The sequence below is a fragment of the Rhodococcus sp. 06-418-5 genome (assembly GCF_002258285.1).
In the GTDB taxonomy this organism is placed as follows: Bacteria; Actinomycetota; Actinomycetes; order Mycobacteriales; family Mycobacteriaceae; genus Rhodococcoides.
On sequence record NZ_NOYE01000037.1, the window covers coordinates 112,299 to 129,112 of the forward strand.

The 16,814-nt window shown below is 65.8% G+C and carries 18 protein-coding genes; 6 read left to right on the forward strand and 12 right to left on the reverse strand.

The annotated features are described in order from the left end of the window. Position 1: 1 nt before the first annotated feature. On the forward strand, positions 2–427 hold the full coding sequence (locus tag CH274_RS25700) for a hypothetical protein (protein WP_094641249.1): 426 nt from the start codon (positions 2–4) through the stop codon (positions 425–427). Between the two features lie 13 nt (positions 428–440). Here CH274_RS25700 and CH274_RS25705 read toward each other — a convergent pair whose 3' ends face one another. The 5 genes from CH274_RS25705 to CH274_RS25725 form a co-directional block, all read right to left on the reverse strand. Further along, positions 441–1,058, reverse strand: coding sequence for a LysE family translocator (locus tag CH274_RS25705; RefSeq protein WP_094641247.1), 618 nt, complete (start codon positions 1,056–1,058; stop codon positions 441–443). A gap of 118 nt (positions 1,059–1,176) precedes the next feature. Next, positions 1,177–2,280 carry a succinyldiaminopimelate transaminase gene (gene dapC, locus CH274_RS25710; protein ID WP_094629579.1) on the reverse strand — a complete coding sequence of 368 codons (1,104 nt, stop codon included), beginning with the start codon at positions 2,278–2,280 and terminating at the stop codon, positions 1,177–1,179. A 4-nt stretch (positions 2,281–2,284) separates the two neighbouring features. After that, complete coding sequence (gene fdxA / locus CH274_RS25715) at positions 2,285–2,608, reverse strand: ferredoxin (RefSeq protein ID WP_008714223.1); 324 nt, start codon at positions 2,606–2,608, stop codon at positions 2,285–2,287. Positions 2,609–2,722: 114 nt separating this feature from the next. After that, positions 2,723–3,481 carry a hypothetical protein gene (locus tag CH274_RS25720; protein ID WP_032394071.1) on the reverse strand — a complete coding sequence of 253 codons (759 nt, stop codon included), beginning with the start codon at positions 3,479–3,481 and terminating at the stop codon, positions 2,723–2,725. 38 nt (positions 3,482–3,519) lie between these two features. After that, entirely contained in the window at positions 3,520–6,111 is a 2,592-nt protein-coding gene (locus CH274_RS25725) for a bifunctional FO biosynthesis protein CofGH (protein WP_373453946.1), read from the reverse strand. Between the two features lie 138 nt (positions 6,112–6,249). Between CH274_RS25725 and CH274_RS25730 the strand changes: the two genes are divergently transcribed. The 3 genes from CH274_RS25730 to CH274_RS25740 all read left to right on the forward strand — a co-directional run bounded on the left by CH274_RS25730 (position 6,250) and on the right by CH274_RS25740 (position 8,952). After that, the gene (locus CH274_RS25730) at positions 6,250–6,729 is read left to right on the forward strand and encodes a PH domain-containing protein (protein WP_094659316.1); all 480 of its coding nucleotides are present in this window, start codon (positions 6,250–6,252) and stop codon (positions 6,727–6,729) included. 77 nt (positions 6,730–6,806) lie between these two features. Next, positions 6,807–8,255 (forward strand): PH domain-containing protein, encoded by a 1,449-nt coding sequence (locus tag CH274_RS25735; RefSeq protein WP_094659577.1) that lies wholly within the window; start codon positions 6,807–6,809, stop codon positions 8,253–8,255. A 1-nt stretch (position 8,256) separates the two neighbouring features. Next, entirely contained in the window at positions 8,257–8,952 is a 696-nt protein-coding gene (locus CH274_RS25740) for a uracil-DNA glycosylase (RefSeq protein WP_094659317.1), read from the forward strand. Here the strand turns inward: CH274_RS25740 and CH274_RS25745 are convergent. From CH274_RS25745 to typA, 5 genes are all read right to left on the reverse strand, one after another. Continuing rightward, positions 8,879–9,331 (reverse strand): hypothetical protein, encoded by a 453-nt coding sequence (locus tag CH274_RS25745; protein WP_032394067.1) that lies wholly within the window; start codon positions 9,329–9,331, stop codon positions 8,879–8,881. The genes CH274_RS25740 and CH274_RS25745 overlap by 74 nt on opposite strands. Before the next feature lie 45 nt (positions 9,332–9,376). Then, positions 9,377–9,535: a hypothetical protein gene (locus CH274_RS29405; RefSeq protein ID WP_008714214.1), complete on the reverse strand. Its 159-nt coding sequence runs from the start codon at positions 9,533–9,535 to the stop codon at positions 9,377–9,379. Positions 9,536–9,564: 29 nt separating this feature from the next. Continuing rightward, positions 9,565–10,503, reverse strand: a complete 939-nt coding sequence (gene mshB / locus CH274_RS25750; RefSeq protein ID WP_373453952.1) for an N-acetyl-1-D-myo-inositol-2-amino-2-deoxy-alpha-D-glucopyranoside deacetylase — start codon at positions 10,501–10,503, stop codon at positions 9,565–9,567. A 47-nt stretch (positions 10,504–10,550) separates the two neighbouring features. Next, on the reverse strand, positions 10,551–12,350 hold the full coding sequence (locus CH274_RS25755) for an ABC transporter family substrate-binding protein (protein ID WP_094659579.1): 1,800 nt from the start codon (positions 12,348–12,350) through the stop codon (positions 10,551–10,553). 105 nt (positions 12,351–12,455) lie between these two features. Beyond that, positions 12,456–14,393, reverse strand: a complete 1,938-nt coding sequence (gene typA, locus CH274_RS25760; RefSeq protein WP_032394066.1) for a translational GTPase TypA — start codon at positions 14,391–14,393, stop codon at positions 12,456–12,458. Positions 14,394–14,568: 175 nt separating this feature from the next. Here typA and CH274_RS29410 point away from each other — a divergent pair, with 175 nt between their 5' ends. Next, positions 14,569–14,745: a hypothetical protein gene (locus tag CH274_RS29410; RefSeq protein WP_094609726.1), complete on the forward strand. Its 177-nt coding sequence runs from the start codon at positions 14,569–14,571 to the stop codon at positions 14,743–14,745. Here the strand turns inward: CH274_RS29410 and CH274_RS25770 are convergent. Then, a complete protein-coding gene (locus CH274_RS25770) occupies positions 14,723–15,136 on the reverse strand; it encodes a (deoxy)nucleoside triphosphate pyrophosphohydrolase (RefSeq protein ID WP_094659318.1) in 414 nt (137 codons plus the stop codon). The two genes, CH274_RS29410 and CH274_RS25770, sit on opposite strands and share 23 nt — an antisense overlap. Positions 15,137–15,150: 14 nt before the next feature. Between CH274_RS25770 and CH274_RS25775 the strand changes: the two genes are divergently transcribed. Next, positions 15,151–15,435: a 4a-hydroxytetrahydrobiopterin dehydratase gene (locus tag CH274_RS25775; RefSeq protein WP_094659319.1), complete on the forward strand. Its 285-nt coding sequence runs from the start codon at positions 15,151–15,153 to the stop codon at positions 15,433–15,435. Here CH274_RS25775 and CH274_RS25780 read toward each other — a convergent pair. Continuing rightward, positions 15,377–16,597, reverse strand: coding sequence for a mannosyltransferase (locus CH274_RS25780; RefSeq protein ID WP_052049269.1), 1,221 nt, complete (start codon positions 16,595–16,597; stop codon positions 15,377–15,379). The genes CH274_RS25775 and CH274_RS25780 overlap by 59 nt on opposite strands. Between the last annotated feature and the right edge of the window lie 217 nt (positions 16,598–16,814).

Consider the following 16,814-nt stretch of genomic DNA (forward strand, 5'->3'; position numbering starts at 1 on the left):
CATGGACGTGGACGGAATCGACACCGGCGACTACGCCGAGTACATGACGGTCGCCGCTGGTGACCTGCAGGCGGGTGTCTATCTGATCGGAACCGACGCAGAGCAGGACACCGATTCCGAGGACGACCTCGATCTGGACCTCGAGGACTCCGATTCCGACGATGACGACATCGACATCGCACACGTCACCGACGGCGCGCCCAGGCTGGTCTACTCGGTGCAGTCCGACGACTTCTGGACCCGTGTGGAGTTGGCCGATCTGCGAGCCACTCAACTCTACGAGGAAGCTCACGCACGCAATCCCGAGGTCAACACCGAGCCGAAACGGTTCACCACCGTCGAGGCGTTCGGCAGCAACGAACTGGTCTACATCCTGCGCATCCGACGCGGCGGCTGGGATGTGGGCGAGCCGGACCTCGAGCCGTGATCGGCGCGCTCCGTTAGGCGGCGGACCCGACAGTTCCGATGCCGAGCGCGACCAGGAATCCGGCGCTGATGCGGTCCAGCCAGTCGGTCACCGCGGGCCTGCTCAGCAGAGCCACCGCACGTGAGGCGAGAACGGAAAACACTCCCATCACCAGAGCGGCCACCACCACCTCGACCAGCCCGAGCGTCATGGCACCGGTGAAGGTGACCACGGTGAGGAACTGCGGCACCACTGCGAGGTAGAACAGCCCGACCTTGGGATTGAGCGCGCACGAGAGAACTCCGGCACCGAACGCCGACCACGCAGACGCAGCGACAGGCACCAGCGGCTCACCGGCCACCTTGTTCTTCCGTCGGGCGCGGAAAGCCTTCACGCCCAGGTACAGCAGATACAGTCCGCCGAGAATCTTGACGACGCGATACGCGGTCGCGGATTGCTCGACGATCGCCGCCAGCCCGACGGCTACCAGCACCGCCCAGAACAGTCCACCGATCGCGACGCCCATCGCCGCCGCGATCCCGGGCTTGAGACCGCCGATGCTGTAACGCAGCACCAGAAACGAATCGGGCCCGGGCAGAATCGCCAGCAGAAAGCACACACCGGCGAAGCTGAGCAGCAGGCTGAGGGTCATGGGTACATGAGAACACCCGGGCCGAGCCGAAGCCAACCGACTTTTCTGCCCACAATTCGCATCGAGAAACGGAATTCCGTTGGCCGGGCCGAATCGTGGACAGTCAGTGCACCACGCACTATCCGCGCAGGCGAGCCGCCGCAGCCTCGATGCGTTCGTCCGTGGCCGTCAACGCGATCCGCACGTGGTGGGCACCGTCGGGACCGTAGAACTCCCCCGGTGCGGCGAGGATGCCGCGCTGGGCGAGCCAGTCGACGGTGTCGCGGCACTTCTCACCCCGCGTGGCCCAGAGGTAGAGCCCGGCTTCGGAGTGGTCGACGGTGAAGCCCGCTGCCTCGACGGCGGATTTGAGAGTCGTTCGCCGGGCTCGGTATCGCTCGCGCTGGATGTTCTCGTGCTCGTCGTCGGCCAGTGCGGCGGTCATGGCAGCTTGGATCGGCAACGGCACCATCATGCCGGCATGCTTGCGCACCTCGAGCAACTCGGCGACGAGGGAGGCATCTCCGGTGACGAAGCCGGCGCGATAGCTGGCCAGGTTCGAGGTCTTCGAGAGTGAGTGCACCGCAAGGAGATTGGTGTGATCTCCGTCGCACACGCGGGGGTCGAGAACCGACACGGCCTCGGCATCCCAGGTCAGACCCAGGTAGCACTCGTCGGAGACGACGATCGCGTCACGTTCGCGGGCCCAGTCGACGACCTTGCGCAGGTGCTCGACACCGAGCACCTTGCCCGTCGGGTTGGACGGCGAATTGACGAATATCAACGACGCGCGCTCCGGTCCGAGCCGCGCGAGACCGTCTGCCCGCAGAATACGAGCGCCGGCAAGCAGAGCACCCACTTCGTAAGTGGGATATGCCAGTTCGGGGATGACGACCAGGTCCTCGGCTCCGAGGCCCAGCAATGTCGGCAACCAGGCGATCATTTCCTTGGTGCCGATGGCAGGCAGCACCGCGTCGACCCCGATGCCGGTGATCGAGTAGCGGCGCTCGAGCGCGGCGACCGCGGCCTCCCGCAGCGCAACGGTACCGACGGTGGTCGGGTATCCGGGTTCGTCCGCAACCGAATTCAGTGCGGTGCGGATGACCTCGGCAACCGGATCCACCGGTGTCCCGACCGATAGATTGACGATGCCGTCCGGGTGCGCCGACGCCGTCTCCTTGGCAGCGGTCAACGAGTCCCATGGGAAATCGGGCAGCGTCGCTGCCACCGCTCTGCGTGCCAAGGCGTCAGTTCTCGCCCATGGGAGGCAGAGCCTTGATGAACGGCGGGTCGTAGTCCGTCTTGCCGAGCTTGGCTGCGCCACCGGGAGATCCCAGGTCGTCGAAGAAGTCGACGTTGGCACCGACGTATGCGCTCCACTGCTCGGGCACGTCGTCCTCGTAGAAAATGGCCTCGACGGGGCACACGGGCTCGCAGGCTCCGCAGTCGACGCATTCGTCGGGGTGGATGTACAGCATTCGGTTACCCTCGTAGATGCAATCCACCGGGCACTCTTCGATGCACGCTTTGTCCAGTACATCTACGCACGGTTCTGCAATCGAGTAGGTCACTGCTGCTCTCCCCTCCTGTATCGATCGTGGGCGCTCGCGCGCCCTGAGCATCCTAGTATCGCCGTCCGAACTCGAGGGCGACCGACTCAGGGTCGCCTCACCTGCCCCGCTCGGCTATCGACGCAACTGCTTCGCGGGCGAGTCGGCACCGAGTGCCGATGCCTTCTTGTGGGCCGCGAGCCACTTGCGCCCCTGCTTGGCGGCACGCGAGAGAGCGCCGCGCTCACCGAGATATCCGGCGACGCCACCGACGAGGGGGATGGCGCCGAGCACGCGGTAGAAGCCGCGGGGGTGCGGACGCTTCTCCAGTTCGCCTGCCACGTCCCGCAGTACGTTCGCGATCTGCCACATTCCGCGCAGCAGTGCGAACGGACCCGACTTGGGTGACTGCTCCTTCTGCGCCGGAGCACTGTCGGCCAGGGACGTCAGATCGCGCTTGCACAGCACCGATCCGAGCAGCGCGACGTGCGTCTCGCGGTCGGTGACCCCCGACTCGCGCGCCACGGCCACGAGCACCATCGCCTGGTTGGCGAACCCGAGCAGGTCCTGGATCGGCAGGCGGTTGACCAGAATGCCGAACACACCGGGGAACGCCACGGCCACGGTGTTGAGTGCGCCGATCCGATTGACCCACCACTGCGAACGAGCGTCGCTGTCGAGCTTCTCCCAGCCCGCGGTACCGGGGAAGTCGGTGGTGTCGAAGGCCTTCGCGAGAAAATCGATCACGTTGTCGAGCGTCGAGTCATCCGCGGAGGACTCACGGAACGTGCGCCCCTTGAGCCCGATCGGATCCCGTGTCGCCAGGATGTCGAGCACGGGATGAATGATGGCGACGGCACTGCTCAGAACCGCGGCGACTCGACGGTCGTCCATGTCAGACAAGCTCCATTTCGAAAAAGGGGACCCGAGGGTCAGATCAAGCCGGCAACCGATACCGCCGGAGCCGGGCCGTACGTGGTGGTGCGCTGACGAACCGGTCGTCCGATGCCGTCGGCGATCTCGTGCAGTTCCGCGACGGTCTTCTCCGAACCGTTCTGCGAACCCGCCATACGCGAGATCGTCTCCTCCATCAGGGTCCCTCCCAGATCGTTCGCGCCTCCGTTCAGCATCGCCTGTGTACCCGTGATTCCCAATTTCACCCACGATGTCTGGATGTTGTCGATTCGGCCGTGCAGCATGATGCGAGCCAGGGCGTGCACCGCACGGTTGTCGCGGTTGGTCGGCCCGGGTCGGGACGCTCCGGCCAGATACAGCGGCGAGGACTGGTGCACGAACGGCAGCGGCACGAATTCGGTGAACCCACCGGTCTCGTCCTGGATCTTCTTGAGCACGTTCAGGTGACCGACCCAGTGCGACGGATTGTCGACGTGCCCGTACATCATCGTCGAGCTCGACCGCAGGCCCACCTCGTGCGCGGTGGTGATCACTTCGATCCACTCGGCAGCGGGCAGCTTGCCCTTGGTGAGCACCCAGCGGACCTCGTCGTCGAGGATCTCCGCGGCCGTACCCGGTATCGAGTCCAGCCCTGCGGCCCGGAGTTCGGTGAGCCACTCGCGAATCGACTGACCGCCGCGGGAGGCCCCGTTGACGATCTCCATCGGTGAGAACGCGTGCACGTGCATGGACGGAACCCGAGCCTTGACCGCACGCACCAGGTCGGCGTAGCCCGTCACCGGTAGTTCGGGGTCGATTCCACCCTGCATGCAGACCTCGGTGGCACCGACGACGTGCGCTTCCCACGCACGATCGGCGACCTCGGCGGTGGACAGGGTGAACGCATCGGCGTCACCCTTGCGCTGCGCGAACGCACAGAAGCGGCACCCGGTGTAGCAGATGTTGGTGAAGTTGATGTTCCGGTTCACCACGTAGGTGACGGTGTCTCCGTTGACCTGCTTGCGCAGATCGTCCGCCAGGGCCGCGACGGCGTCCATGCCCGGACCCTCGGCCGTGGCGAGTGCGAGGTACTGCTCGTCGGTCAGCCCGGCCGGATCCTTCTCCGCTGCCGTCAATGCCGACACCAAGTCGCGATCGACCCGCTCGAGCCCGGCGAGATCGCGCACCTGCTCGCGAATGGAGTCCCAGTCGCCGAACGCATTCGCCAGATCCGAGCGCGTCTCGGTATTGCGTCCCTGAGTGTCGATCTCGGTGTTCAGGTCGACGCGTCCCGAGGACTCCCACTCCTCGTCCGGCTCCTGCCACGGCAGACCCGTCGGGTTGACGTTCTCACGCGCCATGCCGGTCTCGGGATCGGCGAGCGCCCGCACGTGCGCCGAGATCCGCGGATCGATCCACGGAGCGCCGGCCAGAACGTACTGCGGTTGCGCTGCAACACGTTCCACCAAGCGGTAGCCCGCCTTGTCGGACAGCTCGGCGAGGGTGTCGAGGTTCGGCCACGGCCGCTCCGGGTTGACGTGATCGGGAGTCAGCGGCGAGACCCCGCCCCAATCGTCGACGCCTGCACCGAGCAGCGCTGCGGTCTCCTCCGGCTCGACCAGATTCGGCGGAGCCTGAATCCGCGTCGACGGGCCGACCACGATGCGCGTCACCGCGATGGTCGCCAGGAATTCTTCGAGCCCCGCATCGGGGACGGATCGCATCGCGGTGTCGGACTTCGCCAGGAAGTTCTGCACGATGATTTCCTGAACGTGCCCGAAAGACTTGTGCACCTTACGAATTGCCATGATCGACTCGGCGCGATCGCGCAGTGTCTCGCCGATTCCCACCAGAATGCCGGTCGTGAACGGGATGTTCAGGCGACCCGCGTCGGTCAACGTCCGCAGCCGAACCTCGGGATCCTTGTCGGGGCTGCCGTAGTGCGCCTGCCCCTTCTCCTCGAACAACCGACGCGAGGTGGTCTCGAGCATCATCCCCATCGACGGGGCGACCGGCTTGAGTCGCGACAGCTCCTGCCACGACATCACTCCCGGATTGAGGTGCGGCAGCAGACCGGTCTCCTCGAGCACCCTGATCGACATGGCGCGCACGTAATCCAGGGTCGAATCGTAGCCGCGGGAATCGAGCCACGCCTTGGCCTCGGGCCACCGCTCCTCCGGTCGGTCGCCGAGGGTGAACAGCGCTTCCTTGCACCCGAGCGCGGCACCCTTGCGAGCGACGTCGATGATCTCGTCGGGATCCATGAACATCCCGTGCCCGGCCGCATTGAGCTTGCCGGGCACCGTGACGAACGTGCAGTAATGGCACTTGTCGCGGCACAACCGCGTGATGGGTACGAAGACCTTTCGCGAATACGAGACCGTCTTCGGACGCCCGGCCGACTCCAGACCCGCATCACGAACTCGCGCCGCCGACGCCATCAGATCCACCAGATCGTCCCCACGCGCATGCAGCAGAACCGTCGCCTCGTCGACGTTCAACGAGACTCCGTCCCGGGCGCGACGCAGAACGCGGCGCATGGCAGAAGCGGCTGGAGCGGTATCAGGCAGCGAAGTCACCAGTCGATCATGCGCTTCCTGGTACGCACGTGCCACCCACCCCTCCCCCATTCGGGTCGTTCCGCAGGCTCCACTCCTCCCCTCCCGGGTCGTTCCGCAGGCTCCACTCCCGCCGTACTGGGGTCGTTCCGCAGGCTCCGGGGGTGGTGGTTACCGAACGACACCCCTAGGTTTGTAGCCGTGACAACGATGACCGATCCGCAGTGGCAACCCTCTCCCCGTGCGCGTCTGCTCTGGGCGCTGAGTGCCGGTCTGCTGTGGGTACCGATCTTCGTCGCCCAGATCGTCTGGGCCGTCGTCGACTCGAACTGGACCACCTGGCCGCACGTCACCGTCCTCGTCGCCTCGATCGTCCTCGCGGCCCTGCACGTCGCGGTCGTGCCACAGTGGCGATATCGCGTGCATCGCTGGGAGATCAGCGACACCGCGGTCTACATCCGCACCGGCTGGTTGAGCCAGGAGCGGCGGATCGCACCGATCTCGCGAGTACAGACCGTCGACACCGAGCGCGGACCGCTCGACCGTCTGTTGGGCTTGGCCACCGTCACCGTCACCACGGCGTCGTCCGCGGGCGCGGTGAAGATCACAGCGCTCGATCAGGACGTCGCGGACAAGACGGTCGCGCGCCTGACCGATATCGCCGGCCGTACCGTCGGAGATGCCACGTGACCGCCGGCAGCCCGCAGGATCAGGCGGAACTCCTCGCCGTCGAGGAGGAACAGCCCTGGCTGCGCCTGGACAAGCGAATGCTGTTGGTACATCCGGTGAACGAGGGCATCAAGATTCTGCCGGTGCTGTTGATCTCGTTCTTCGTCGGCAGTCAGAGCGGTAACCACTATTGGAGTCTCGGCATCCTCGCAGTCGTGGTGGTGTTCGCAATTCTGCGATGGTTCACCACCAGCTACCGAATCGGTCCGGTACACGTGCAACTTCGCACCGGAGTGTTGCAGAAGAAGGTCCTGTCCATCCCGCGCAACAGGATTCGGTCGGTCGACGTGGAGGCGAACGTCCTGCACCGCGTACTCGGCCTGTCCATCCTGCGCATCGGCACCGGGCAACAGGCAGGCAAGGGTGAGGCCTTCGAGCTCAATGCCCTCGACACCTCGCTGGTACCGGCACTCCGCGGAGACCTGTTGCAGCGAGTCTCGGGGCAGGTCCCGGCGACCGACGGAACATCCACCGCAGCAGAGGATTCCGGTGTGGAGATTGCGCACTGGCAGTTCTCGTGGGTGCGGTTCGCGCCGTTCTCCATCACCGGCATCGTCACCATCGCTGCGGCCGTCGGCGTGTTGTTCCAATACGGGCTCGGGCAGACACTGGCCGAATCGTCGGTGGTCTCCAACAGCATCGACTCCGCCGAGCGATTGGGCATCGCGGTGTTCGTCGTCGTGGCGCTGATGGTGCTGCTCGTCGTGTCGAGCATCTTCGCATGCGTCCGCTACCTGCTGGCCTACGCCAACCTGACCGTGACCGACCAGGGACGCACCATGCACGTCAGCCACGGACTGCTGCGCACCCGTCAGTCGACGCTCGATCGCAAGCGACTTCGTGGCACCTCGTTGTCCGAACCGCTGCTGCTTCGTGCGGCCGGCGGAGCAAGGCTGGACGCCATCATGACGGGCGTCAGCGCCGAGAAGAAGGAATCGTCTCTGCTGCTCCCCCAGGCCCCACGCGCCGAGGCGCTGCGGATGATGACCACGGTGCTCGGCGAGGCCGGTCTGCACGGAAGTTCGGACCGGCCTCTGCTGCAACACGGACCCGCAGCGCGTCGACGCCGCTACACCCGCGCTGTGCTGCCCGTGCTGGTTCTCGGTGCAGCGCTGGGCATCGCACAGTACGTCGGCGCACCGATCCCGGTGCTGGCGTGGATCGCGGTCGGGGTGTTGTTCGTTGCTGCATTCGGACTCGCTCGCGATCGCTTTCGCGGCCTCGGCCACACGGTTCTGCCCGGTTGGCTCATCACCCAGCACGGTTCGCTCGACAGGACTCGACACAGCCTCGAAGCTGCGGGCATCATCGGCTGGACGGTGCGGCAGACGTTCTTTCAGCGTCGCGCCGGGGTCGCGACCGTCGTCGCCGCAACTCCCGCAGGCGTCGGACACTACGAGGTGGTCGACATCCCCATCGAGAACGCGTGGGCGATGATCGACGCCGTCACCCCTGGAGCCGGGGACGTCTGGCTGCACCGGACCTGACATGACGCGGCCGCAGAGCATCGACGAGCTCGACATCGCGGTGGCCGAATGCCGCGCCTGTCCACGCTTGGTGCAGTGGCGTGAGCAGGTCGCTACCGAGAAGCGGGCCGCGTTCGCCAACGAAACGTATTGGGGCAAAGCAGTTCCCAGTTTCGGCCCGGCCGATGCATCGATGCTGATCGTGGGTCTGGCACCCGCGGCACACGGCGCGAACCGCACCGGTCGGATGTTCACCGGTGATCGAAGCGGTGACGTTCTCTATCGAGCGATGCATGCGGTCGGCCTGGCCAGCCAACCCACTGCCACCCATATCGGAGACGGATTGACGCTCAACGGGGTTCGCATCGCTGCTCCGGTGCACTGTGCTCCGCCGCAGAACAAACCGACTCCCGCCGAACGTGACCGGTGCAGACCCTGGCTCGACGACGAATTGCGGTTGCTGCGTCCGACCCTGAGGTCCGTCCTCGTTCTCGGAGCGTTCGGCTGGCAGTCTCTGCTGCCGACACTGGCCGCGAACGGGTGGGATGTGCCGAGGCCCGCACCGAAATTCGGCCATGGGGCTCGGCTCGACCTGGGCTCGATCACCGTGTTCGCCAGCTACCACGTGAGCCAGCGAAACACCTTCACCGGACTGTTGACTCCGACGATGATCGAGGACGTGCTGCGGAATGCGGGTCGGCATGCACGCTTGCTGTGATCGCCTTCATCCGGAACATGAACAGCAGCACTCCGGCGGGGCCCGCACCGGCCACGATGAGCAGCATGGTGCGCCAATCGGCGAGTAGGAGAACGTCGCCTCCCGGACCGCCGAGCATGCACAGCACCACCGCGGCAAACCAACCGAACAGGGGCGACGCCACCCAGATCGGTCGATCTGCGACTTTGCGTGCGGCCAGAATCAGCGCGACGTTCGCGATCCCGCCGAGCACAGCGCTGATGGGGAACTGCACCGAACCGAGGTAGGTCGGTAGGAAGAAGACCGACAGAATTCCGGACAGGAAGCCGTCGAACACCAGTACTGCGACAGTCGCCCACGACACCAGGGCGACAGTATTGGATGCGGCCTTCGAGATCATGCGCCCAATACTGCCTTGACCCGGGTCAATTCAGTGCACCGGCACTCAGGAAACCGGCGGGTATCCCAGTGAGGTCAGCAAGTTGCTCGCACCCATGGCGATCTGTCCCAATACGTACTGGTACAGATCTGCCTGCGCGCCGAACTGCGGCTTGAGAGAATCGACGAACGCGACGATCGCGTCCTGCACTACCCAGTTGTACATGTGTGTGTTCCGCCCCTGCTGTATCGAGATCAGTGATTCGAGCCACAGCCTAGTACGCCGGCGAACAGGTCGTTCTCCCTGCCCGTCTCATCGGGGTCGAGTTCACCGCGGACGAGCACGTACTGCTCGTCGAGCAGAATCGGTTGGGCGATGTCGTTGGACAGTGCGTACTCGCTTCCCGACGGTGCGACGGTCACCTGAGTTGCGTGAGCCCGGAGCGCATCCCTCTTGGCATCGAGCACGCCGCGAATGTCGACACTCGTGGTGATGACGCTCTCGGGAACACTCGGCAGCTCGCCGACCTCCGGCATTCGCCAGTGCGCGGGAATCTCCTCGATTGCGGCCAGTCCCGCCCGCAACTGATCGTGTCCGGTGACCGTCCAGTAGAACTTCGCCACCTCCCAGGGCGATCCGACGCCGGGGAACGACTCCGTACCGCAGACCTCGACGGCCTCGGTCACCAGCGAATGCACCTGCTGATGATCGGGGTGGCCGTATCCGCCCTCGGGGTCGTACCCGACGACCACCTGCGGTCGGAGCTCGCGCATCACCGCGACGAGCGCTCCGAGAGCCTCGGTGCGATCGGCGTTGACGAACGCGCGCGGTTTGCGGGCCGCCGACGTCCCGGCCATTCCCGAATCTCGCCACCGTCCGGCACCGCCGAGAAATCGAGGTGGGTTGCACCCCAGCGCCGCGAGAGCGCGGTGCAGTTCCAGAATCCGATAGCCGCCGAGCTGATCCGCACGGTCGACGACCAGATCTGCCCACGTCTCGCCGATCACTTCCCCCTCCTCGCCGAGCGAGCAGGTGAGCACCGTGACGTCCGCTCCGGCACGGACGTAGTGAGCGATGGTGCCGCCGGTGGTGATCGTCTCGTCGTCCGGGTGTGCATGCACCAGGAGCAACCGCTGCGGCTCCGTCATGGAAGGCTCCGGCATCGTCTGCTCGCTCGTCGAATCGTTCGTCATCGCTGTGTCGCTCGCTGTGTCGTTGTCGTCGGTCTCGCCGGGTTCGGTCATCGGGGTGTCCGTATCCACTGCGACGCGTCGGCGAAGATCCCGACCTCCACCGGGCCGGTCAACGAGACGCCGGTGATGCCGGGAACGGCGGCCACCACGGACGAGTCCTGCATGATCGGCAGGGTCGACGCCAGCGACCACAGTTCGGGCTCGACCTCGTTCCTGGCCACGGTGGGGTCGAGACCGCTCACCAGTGCCCTGTCGATCGTCGGTTGCAGTTCCGGAACGCACAGGCCGGACAGGTTGCGCAGCACCTCGACGCCGTCGCCACTGCCGTCGGCCGCTGCGTCGACGCAGCCGAACCGTGAGGCGAGGGCCGTGGCGGGGTCGACCCCGGCGCTCGTCCATCCCACGACCGCGTCGACGGTCCCGTCGGTCATCGCCGTCGAATACAACTCGTCGGCAGGCAGTGGGGTGACGGTGGCGTCGATGCCCGCGCCGACGAGTTCGTCGGCGGCGGTGCCGGCGACCGCGAGCGCGATGTCGTCGTTCTCGACCGCACCGATCACGAACCGCAACGCGGTGCCGGTCGCGTCGGCAAGGCGGGTGACGGGCGACCGAGGAGCGCCCGTCGCACTCGGGGCGGGACTCGTCGTCGGAGCTGGACTCGTCGTCGGAGCTGGGGTGGTCGGTGCGCTCGGGTTCGGTGTCGAGGTCACCACGGCATCGGGTGTCGGCACGAACCCGGCCCGACCGAGTAGATCGAGGGCAGCGGTCTTGCCGATGGGGGCGGGCGCGGTCGCGGAGTAGCCGGGGTCGGACGGCGAGGACAGCTGCGCAGCCGCCCGGCGATCGGTCGCGCCGCCGCCTGCTCCGACCGTGGCCAGCAGGTTCGGATCGAGCAGACCAAATATCCCTTGCCGCACAGCAGAATCGGACATGTTCGGAGCTCGACCGTTGATCGTCATCGACAGCACACGTGACTGCCTGACGGTGTCGGTTCGCACTCCGGGAATTGCGGAGAGCTGCGCCCGCAGCGCCGAGCCCCCGCGAACCTGAGCGATCTGAGCGTCACTGGACCTCAGCGAATCGGCCAGCTGCGCAGAGGTTCCTCCGCGGCGGATGAGGATCTGGTCCGGTGATGCCGGTCGGTCCCAGAATCGATCGTTGCGTTCGAGCAGGATCTCGTCGCGCCCCCGGTCGACGGTCTTGATGTTGAACCGCGAACCGGAGACCGGCACGTTGTCCGTCAGGCCCCCCTGGAAACCGCCCGGTGAGTCCTTGAGCAGGTGCGAGGGCACCAGATCGGCGAACAGTCGCTGCCAGGCCGGATACGGCGACGAGAGCGTCACGTCGACCGTTTTGCCACCGCCCGAGGACGCAACGTCGCTGATCAGGGCGTACCCCGCCGGATCGACGACACCGGGCTGGGTGATCATCTGTTGCCACAGGTAGCGGAAATCCTCGGCGGCGATCGGCGCGCTGTCGGACCACTGGGCCTCGTTGCGCAGCTGGTAGCGGATGGTGAACGGCGATTGCGACGTCACCTCGGCCGAGAGCAGCAAGGACAGGTCCGGCTCCCAGGTGGTCACCCCGGTGTCGGGGTTCCTGACCGGGCGGAACGGGCTGGGCAGCACCAGCGAACTCACCGCGGCCGTCGCGGGCGACTGATCCGCCAGAAGATGTGGATTGAACCCGATACCGACGTCGTCGATGGCGACGACGACCGGATCACCGGTCTCGGCCGGAACCATCGTCGTGCTGACCGGAGTCTCGACACTCTCGATGGGTGGCGGCGGATCCGCAGTGCACGCGGTGAGAGCCAGAGCGATGGCAGAAACCAGAACCGTCGGCATCAGCACCTTGCGCAACGAGGATCTCCTTGGTAGTCGGCTACTTCTGCGACAGAAGCGACGCGCCCCACGAGGGTGACACGTCGCTTCTGCCGCACGAAGTGAGTCTTACAGAGCAGCCTTGTCGCGAGTCTTGCTACGCGAACGCTCGCGGGCGCGCTCGTTGGAATCGAGGTGCACCTTGCGGACGCGGACGACCTCGGGGGTCACCTCGACGCACTCGTCGCCTGCACAGAACTCCATCGCCATTTCCAGGTCGAGCTTCTTGGGCTTGGCCAGGGTCTCCATGACGTCTGCGGAGGACTGACGCATGTTGGTCAGCTTCTTCTCGCGGGTGACGTTTATGTCGAGGTCTTCCTGACGCGGATTGATGCCCACGACCATGCCCTCGTAGGTGTCCGCACCCGGCTCGACGAAGAACGTGCCGCGGTCGGCCAGCTGGATCATCGCGAACGGAGTGACGGTGCCGTTACGGTCCGAGACGAGCGAGCCGGTGTGGCGGGCGCGGATCTCGCCTGCCCACGGTGCGTATCCGTGGAAGACGGCGTTGGCGATACCGGTGCCGCGAGTCTCGGTGAGGAAATCGGTGCGGAAACCGATCAGGCCACGCGAGGGAACGATGAACTCCATGCGAACCCAGCCTGCGCCGTGGTTCGTCATCTGCACCATCTTGCCCTTGCGAGCTGCGAGCAACTGAGTGACCGCGCCGAGGTACTCCTCCGGTGTGTCGACGGTGAGCTCTTCGAAGGGCTCGTGCAGCTTGCCGTCGACCTGCTTGGTGACCACCTGGGGCTTGCCGACGGTGAGCTCGAAGCCTTCGCGACGCATCTGCTCGACGAGGATGGCCAGCGCCAGCTCGCCACGACCCTGGACCTCCCAGGCATCGGGGCGACCGATGTCGAGAACCTTGAGCGAGACGTTACCGATGAGCTCCTGGTCCAGACGGCTCTTGACCATGCGCGAGGTGAGCTTGTGGCCGCTGACGCGACCGACGAGCGGGCTCGTGTTGGTGCCGATGGTGACGGAGATGGCCGGCTGGTCGACGGTGATGCGAGGCAGCGCGACCGGATCCTCCAGATCTGCGAGGGTGTCGCCGATCATGATGTCCGGGAAGCCCGCGACGGCGACGATGTCGCCTGCGACGCCGCGCTCACCGGGGACGCGCTCGACGCCGATGGTGTTGAGCAGCTCGGTGATCTTGGCCTTCTGGACGACGGGTTCGCCGTCGACCTCGCGCATCCAGCTCACGGTCTGGCCCTTGGAGAGCTGGCCGTTGTGGATACGCACCAGGGCGAGGCGGCCGAGGAAGGCCGACGCGTCGAGGTTGGTGACGTGGGCCTGCAGCGGTGCGTCGACGTTGCCCTTGGGCGCGGGGACGTAGTTGAGGAGTACCTCGAACAGCTCGTCGAGGTTCTCGGCGTCGGGCGCGTGGCCGTTCTCGGGCTGAACACGCGACGCCTTGCCCTCACGGCCGGAGGCGTACAGAACGGGGAGATCGAGTGCGAGCTCGGCGGCCTCGGACGCTTCGTCGTCGAGGTCGGACGCGAGGTCGAGGAGCAGATCGTGGCTCTCCGAGACGACCTCTTCGATGCGCGCGTCGGGACGGTCGGTCTTGTTCACGACCAGGATCACCGGGAGCGAGGCGGCGAGCGCCTTGCGCAGGACGAAGCGGGTCTGCGGGAGCGGGCCCTCGGAAGCGTCGACGAGAAGGACGACGCCGTCGACCATGGACAGGCCTCGTTCGACCTCGCCGCCGAAGTCGGCGTGGCCGGGGGTGTCGATCACGTTGATGACGGTGATCGTGCCGTCGGCGTTGCGCTTGTGAACGGCCGTGTTCTTGGCCAGGATCGTGATGCCTTTTTCTTTTTCGAGGTCACCCGAGTCCATGACGCGGTCGATCGCTTCGGCACGTTCCTCGAACGCGCCTGACTGCCGGAGCATGGCGTCGACCAGGGTGGTCTTGCCGTGGTCGACGTGTGCAACGATGGCTACGTTGCGAAAAGTGGTGGTGCTGTCGATGTTGTCTGCACTGCTTGGGGCGCTCACGCGAAAAATTCTCCTGGAGTCGAATGCGGGCTCTTGTTCGCTAGCGGGCTTATGTCGCTAGAGAAGCGCGCTGCACCGCGAGGTTCTCGCGACTGATCGAGTTTACCCGTAGTCCGACGGTACCCCGCGCCACCCTCAGGTCTGTGACCTGCGCCACCCATTAGTCTTGGTGCTCATGGGCAAGATAAAGGCAGCAGATGTCTCGGGGATGAAGCCCAAGAAAAAATGTTGTCGCAAGAAGGTTCGGTGCATCAAATGCCCCGTGGTCATCATGCGAATGAAGAAACTCGAATCGGCGGGGGCAACCAAGAAGGACCTCAAGAAGGGCCTCAAGACCGCCCGGGCGAAGTGAGCAGGATCTCCAGCAGTTCGGGCAGCCAGAGCCGGTCCGCATCGACGAGATCCATGGTCGGCAGCGTCTGCGCATCCACCCACCGCAGGGCCGAATGTTCCAGCGCTGCAGGCATTCCCGAGACGAGCGAGGCCCGGTAGGCGCGCAGCACCAGCCCGCCCGCAAGATCGACGTCGCCGCTCAGCGCCGCTCCGACCGAGCACTCGACTCCCAGTTCCTCCCGCAACTCGCGCACCAGGGCCGCGTCCTCGGACTCGCCGGGCTCGACCTTGCCGCCGGGCAGTTCCCACAGACCCGCCAGCTCGGGCGGACGGGTTCGTTGCGCGAGCAGCAGCCTGCCGTCGTGCGTCAACGCGGCTGCGACAACCACAGCGGTGGGGGTACCGGACATGCCACCATCCTTCTATGACCGAACTGCTGACCGATCGCGACATCGAGGACGCCCGGCTCGACGAATGGACCGTGGTCGGGAAATCCCTGACGCGCAGCGTCGAACTGGCGTCGTTTCCGGCTGCCATCGAGGCGGTGAACCGCGTGGCCGAGGCCGCGGAGGAAGCGGACCATCACCCCGACATCGACATCAGATGGCGGACGCTCACGTTCACCCTGTCGACGCACAGTGCCGGCGGGCTCACACAGAAGGATGTGGATCTGGCGCGTCGGATCGATGCACTGACCGCGCCTTCCTGACTCGTCCGGCGTAGACCACCCAGCCGAGGAACAGCGCTGCTCCGACGACGTCCACGGCACCTGCCCACGCCTCCAGTGCGGGACGAGGGATGGTCCAGATCGATTCCTGGAAGAAGCTGAGCAGCCACGGCACCCCAACGGTCACCGTCACCAACCAGTAGCCCGCGACGATCTTCGCCCCGGCGACGTCACGCAGGGGGCCGTGCACCAGCCAGATCACCATCGGGATCACCCAGATCCAGTGATGCGACCACGAGATCGGTGAGATCAGCAGGCCGAACAGTTGCACGATCACCAGCGTGCCCAGATGGTCTTCGCGTCCGATCGCACGCCATGCCGCGATCGCGAGCCCCGTCGCGACGACGGCGGCAACGATCCACAGTGGTCCCTGCCCGACGTCCTCCCCCGCGATCCGACTGAGCGCACCACGCAGAGACTGATTCCAGACCGAGCCGACGGGGCCGATGCGGTCGGCATCGCCGAGAAGCGTGGTGAAGTACGTGGCCGCCTGATGTCCGAGTGCCGCGTAACTGACCGCGACGGAAAGGGCGAAGGCCACAGCCGAGAACGCTGCGGCCTTCCATCGCCGGGTGGCCAGGAAGTACAGACCGGTGATGGCCGGGGTCAGCTTGATTCCGGCCGCGAAGCCGACCAGTCCGCCTGCCACCCACCACCTGCTGCTGCGTACCGCGAGAATCGCCAGCAGCACCAGGAATACGTTGACCTGGCCGTAGTCGAGTGTCGTCCGTACGGGTTCGGACCACAGCCCCAGCGCGGTCCACAGCATGGCGATACGCACCCAGCGCGCCTCGGCGGCGCGCTCGTCGCCGAGGACCATCGACAGCGTCAGCCTCGCCACGGCGAACAGCGCGATCATGGTCGCGGCTTGCCACAGGACGCCGATCACCGTGAACGGCAGATAGTGCAGCGGGAAGAACACCAGCGCGGCGAACGGCGGGTACGTGAACGGGAGCGGGAAGTCCGGGGTCTGTACCGAATACGTGTAGTCGTACAGATTGCCGCCGAGCAGTGCCGCGGAGCCGTCGACGTAGACGTGGAGGTCCACGAGGTTCATTCCGTTGGGCGTCGCGAAGGCCCAGACGAAGCGGCTCAGCACCGAGACCGCGAGCAGAACGGGGGCCAGCCGAACAAGTCGGTTCACTGTGCGTGCGGTTCCGTTCGGTATCGATGCGGTGTATCGGTCGTCGAGCTTATAGGGCTCCGCTCATGCGCCCCAACCGCCTGCGCACCGGAGTAACATTTGCATCACCTTTCACACTGATAACTTCAGTAACAGGTTATCGTGTGCGCCTGCGGAGAATTCGCAGCGTGTGACCAATAGACTGCCCTGGCAAAGATGCGACGGGGGAGGGCTCCAC

Excerpts from the sequence above, each read along its gene's own strand:
- CH274_RS25700 (WP_094641249.1), top strand. The coding sequence starts at position 2 with ATGGACGTGGACGGAATCGACACCGGCGACTACGCCGAGTACATGACG.
- CH274_RS25705 (WP_094641247.1), bottom strand. The coding sequence starts at position 1,058 with ATGACCCTCAGCCTGCTGCTCAGCTTCGCCGGTGTGTGCTTTCTGCTG.
- CH274_RS25720 (WP_032394071.1), bottom strand. The coding sequence starts at position 3,481 with ATGGACGACCGTCGAGTCGCCGCGGTTCTGAGCAGTGCCGTCGCCATC.
- CH274_RS25725 (WP_373453946.1), bottom strand. The coding sequence starts at position 6,111 with ATGGGGGAGGGGTGGGTGGCACGTGCGTACCAGGAAGCGCATGATCGA.
- CH274_RS25730 (WP_094659316.1), top strand. The coding sequence starts at position 6,250 with ATGACCGATCCGCAGTGGCAACCCTCTCCCCGTGCGCGTCTGCTCTGG.
- CH274_RS25735 (WP_094659577.1), top strand. The coding sequence starts at position 6,807 with ATGCTGTTGGTACATCCGGTGAACGAGGGCATCAAGATTCTGCCGGTG.
- CH274_RS25740 (WP_094659317.1), top strand. The coding sequence starts at position 8,257 with ATGACGCGGCCGCAGAGCATCGACGAGCTCGACATCGCGGTGGCCGAA.
- CH274_RS25745 (WP_032394067.1), bottom strand. The coding sequence starts at position 9,331 with ATGATCTCGAAGGCCGCATCCAATACTGTCGCCCTGGTGTCGTGGGCG.
- CH274_RS29405 (WP_008714214.1), bottom strand. The coding sequence starts at position 9,535 with ATGTACAACTGGGTAGTGCAGGACGCGATCGTCGCGTTCGTCGATTCT.
- mshB (WP_373453952.1), bottom strand. The coding sequence starts at position 10,503 with ATGACGAACGATTCGACGAGCGAGCAGACGATGCCGGAGCCTTCCATG.
- CH274_RS25755 (WP_094659579.1), bottom strand. The coding sequence starts at position 12,350 with ATGCCGACGGTTCTGGTTTCTGCCATCGCTCTGGCTCTCACCGCGTGC.
- CH274_RS29410 (WP_094609726.1), top strand. The coding sequence starts at position 14,569 with ATGGGCAAGATAAAGGCAGCAGATGTCTCGGGGATGAAGCCCAAGAAA.
- CH274_RS25770 (WP_094659318.1), bottom strand. The coding sequence starts at position 15,136 with ATGTCCGGTACCCCCACCGCTGTGGTTGTCGCAGCCGCGTTGACGCAC.
- CH274_RS25775 (WP_094659319.1), top strand. The coding sequence starts at position 15,151 with ATGACCGAACTGCTGACCGATCGCGACATCGAGGACGCCCGGCTCGAC.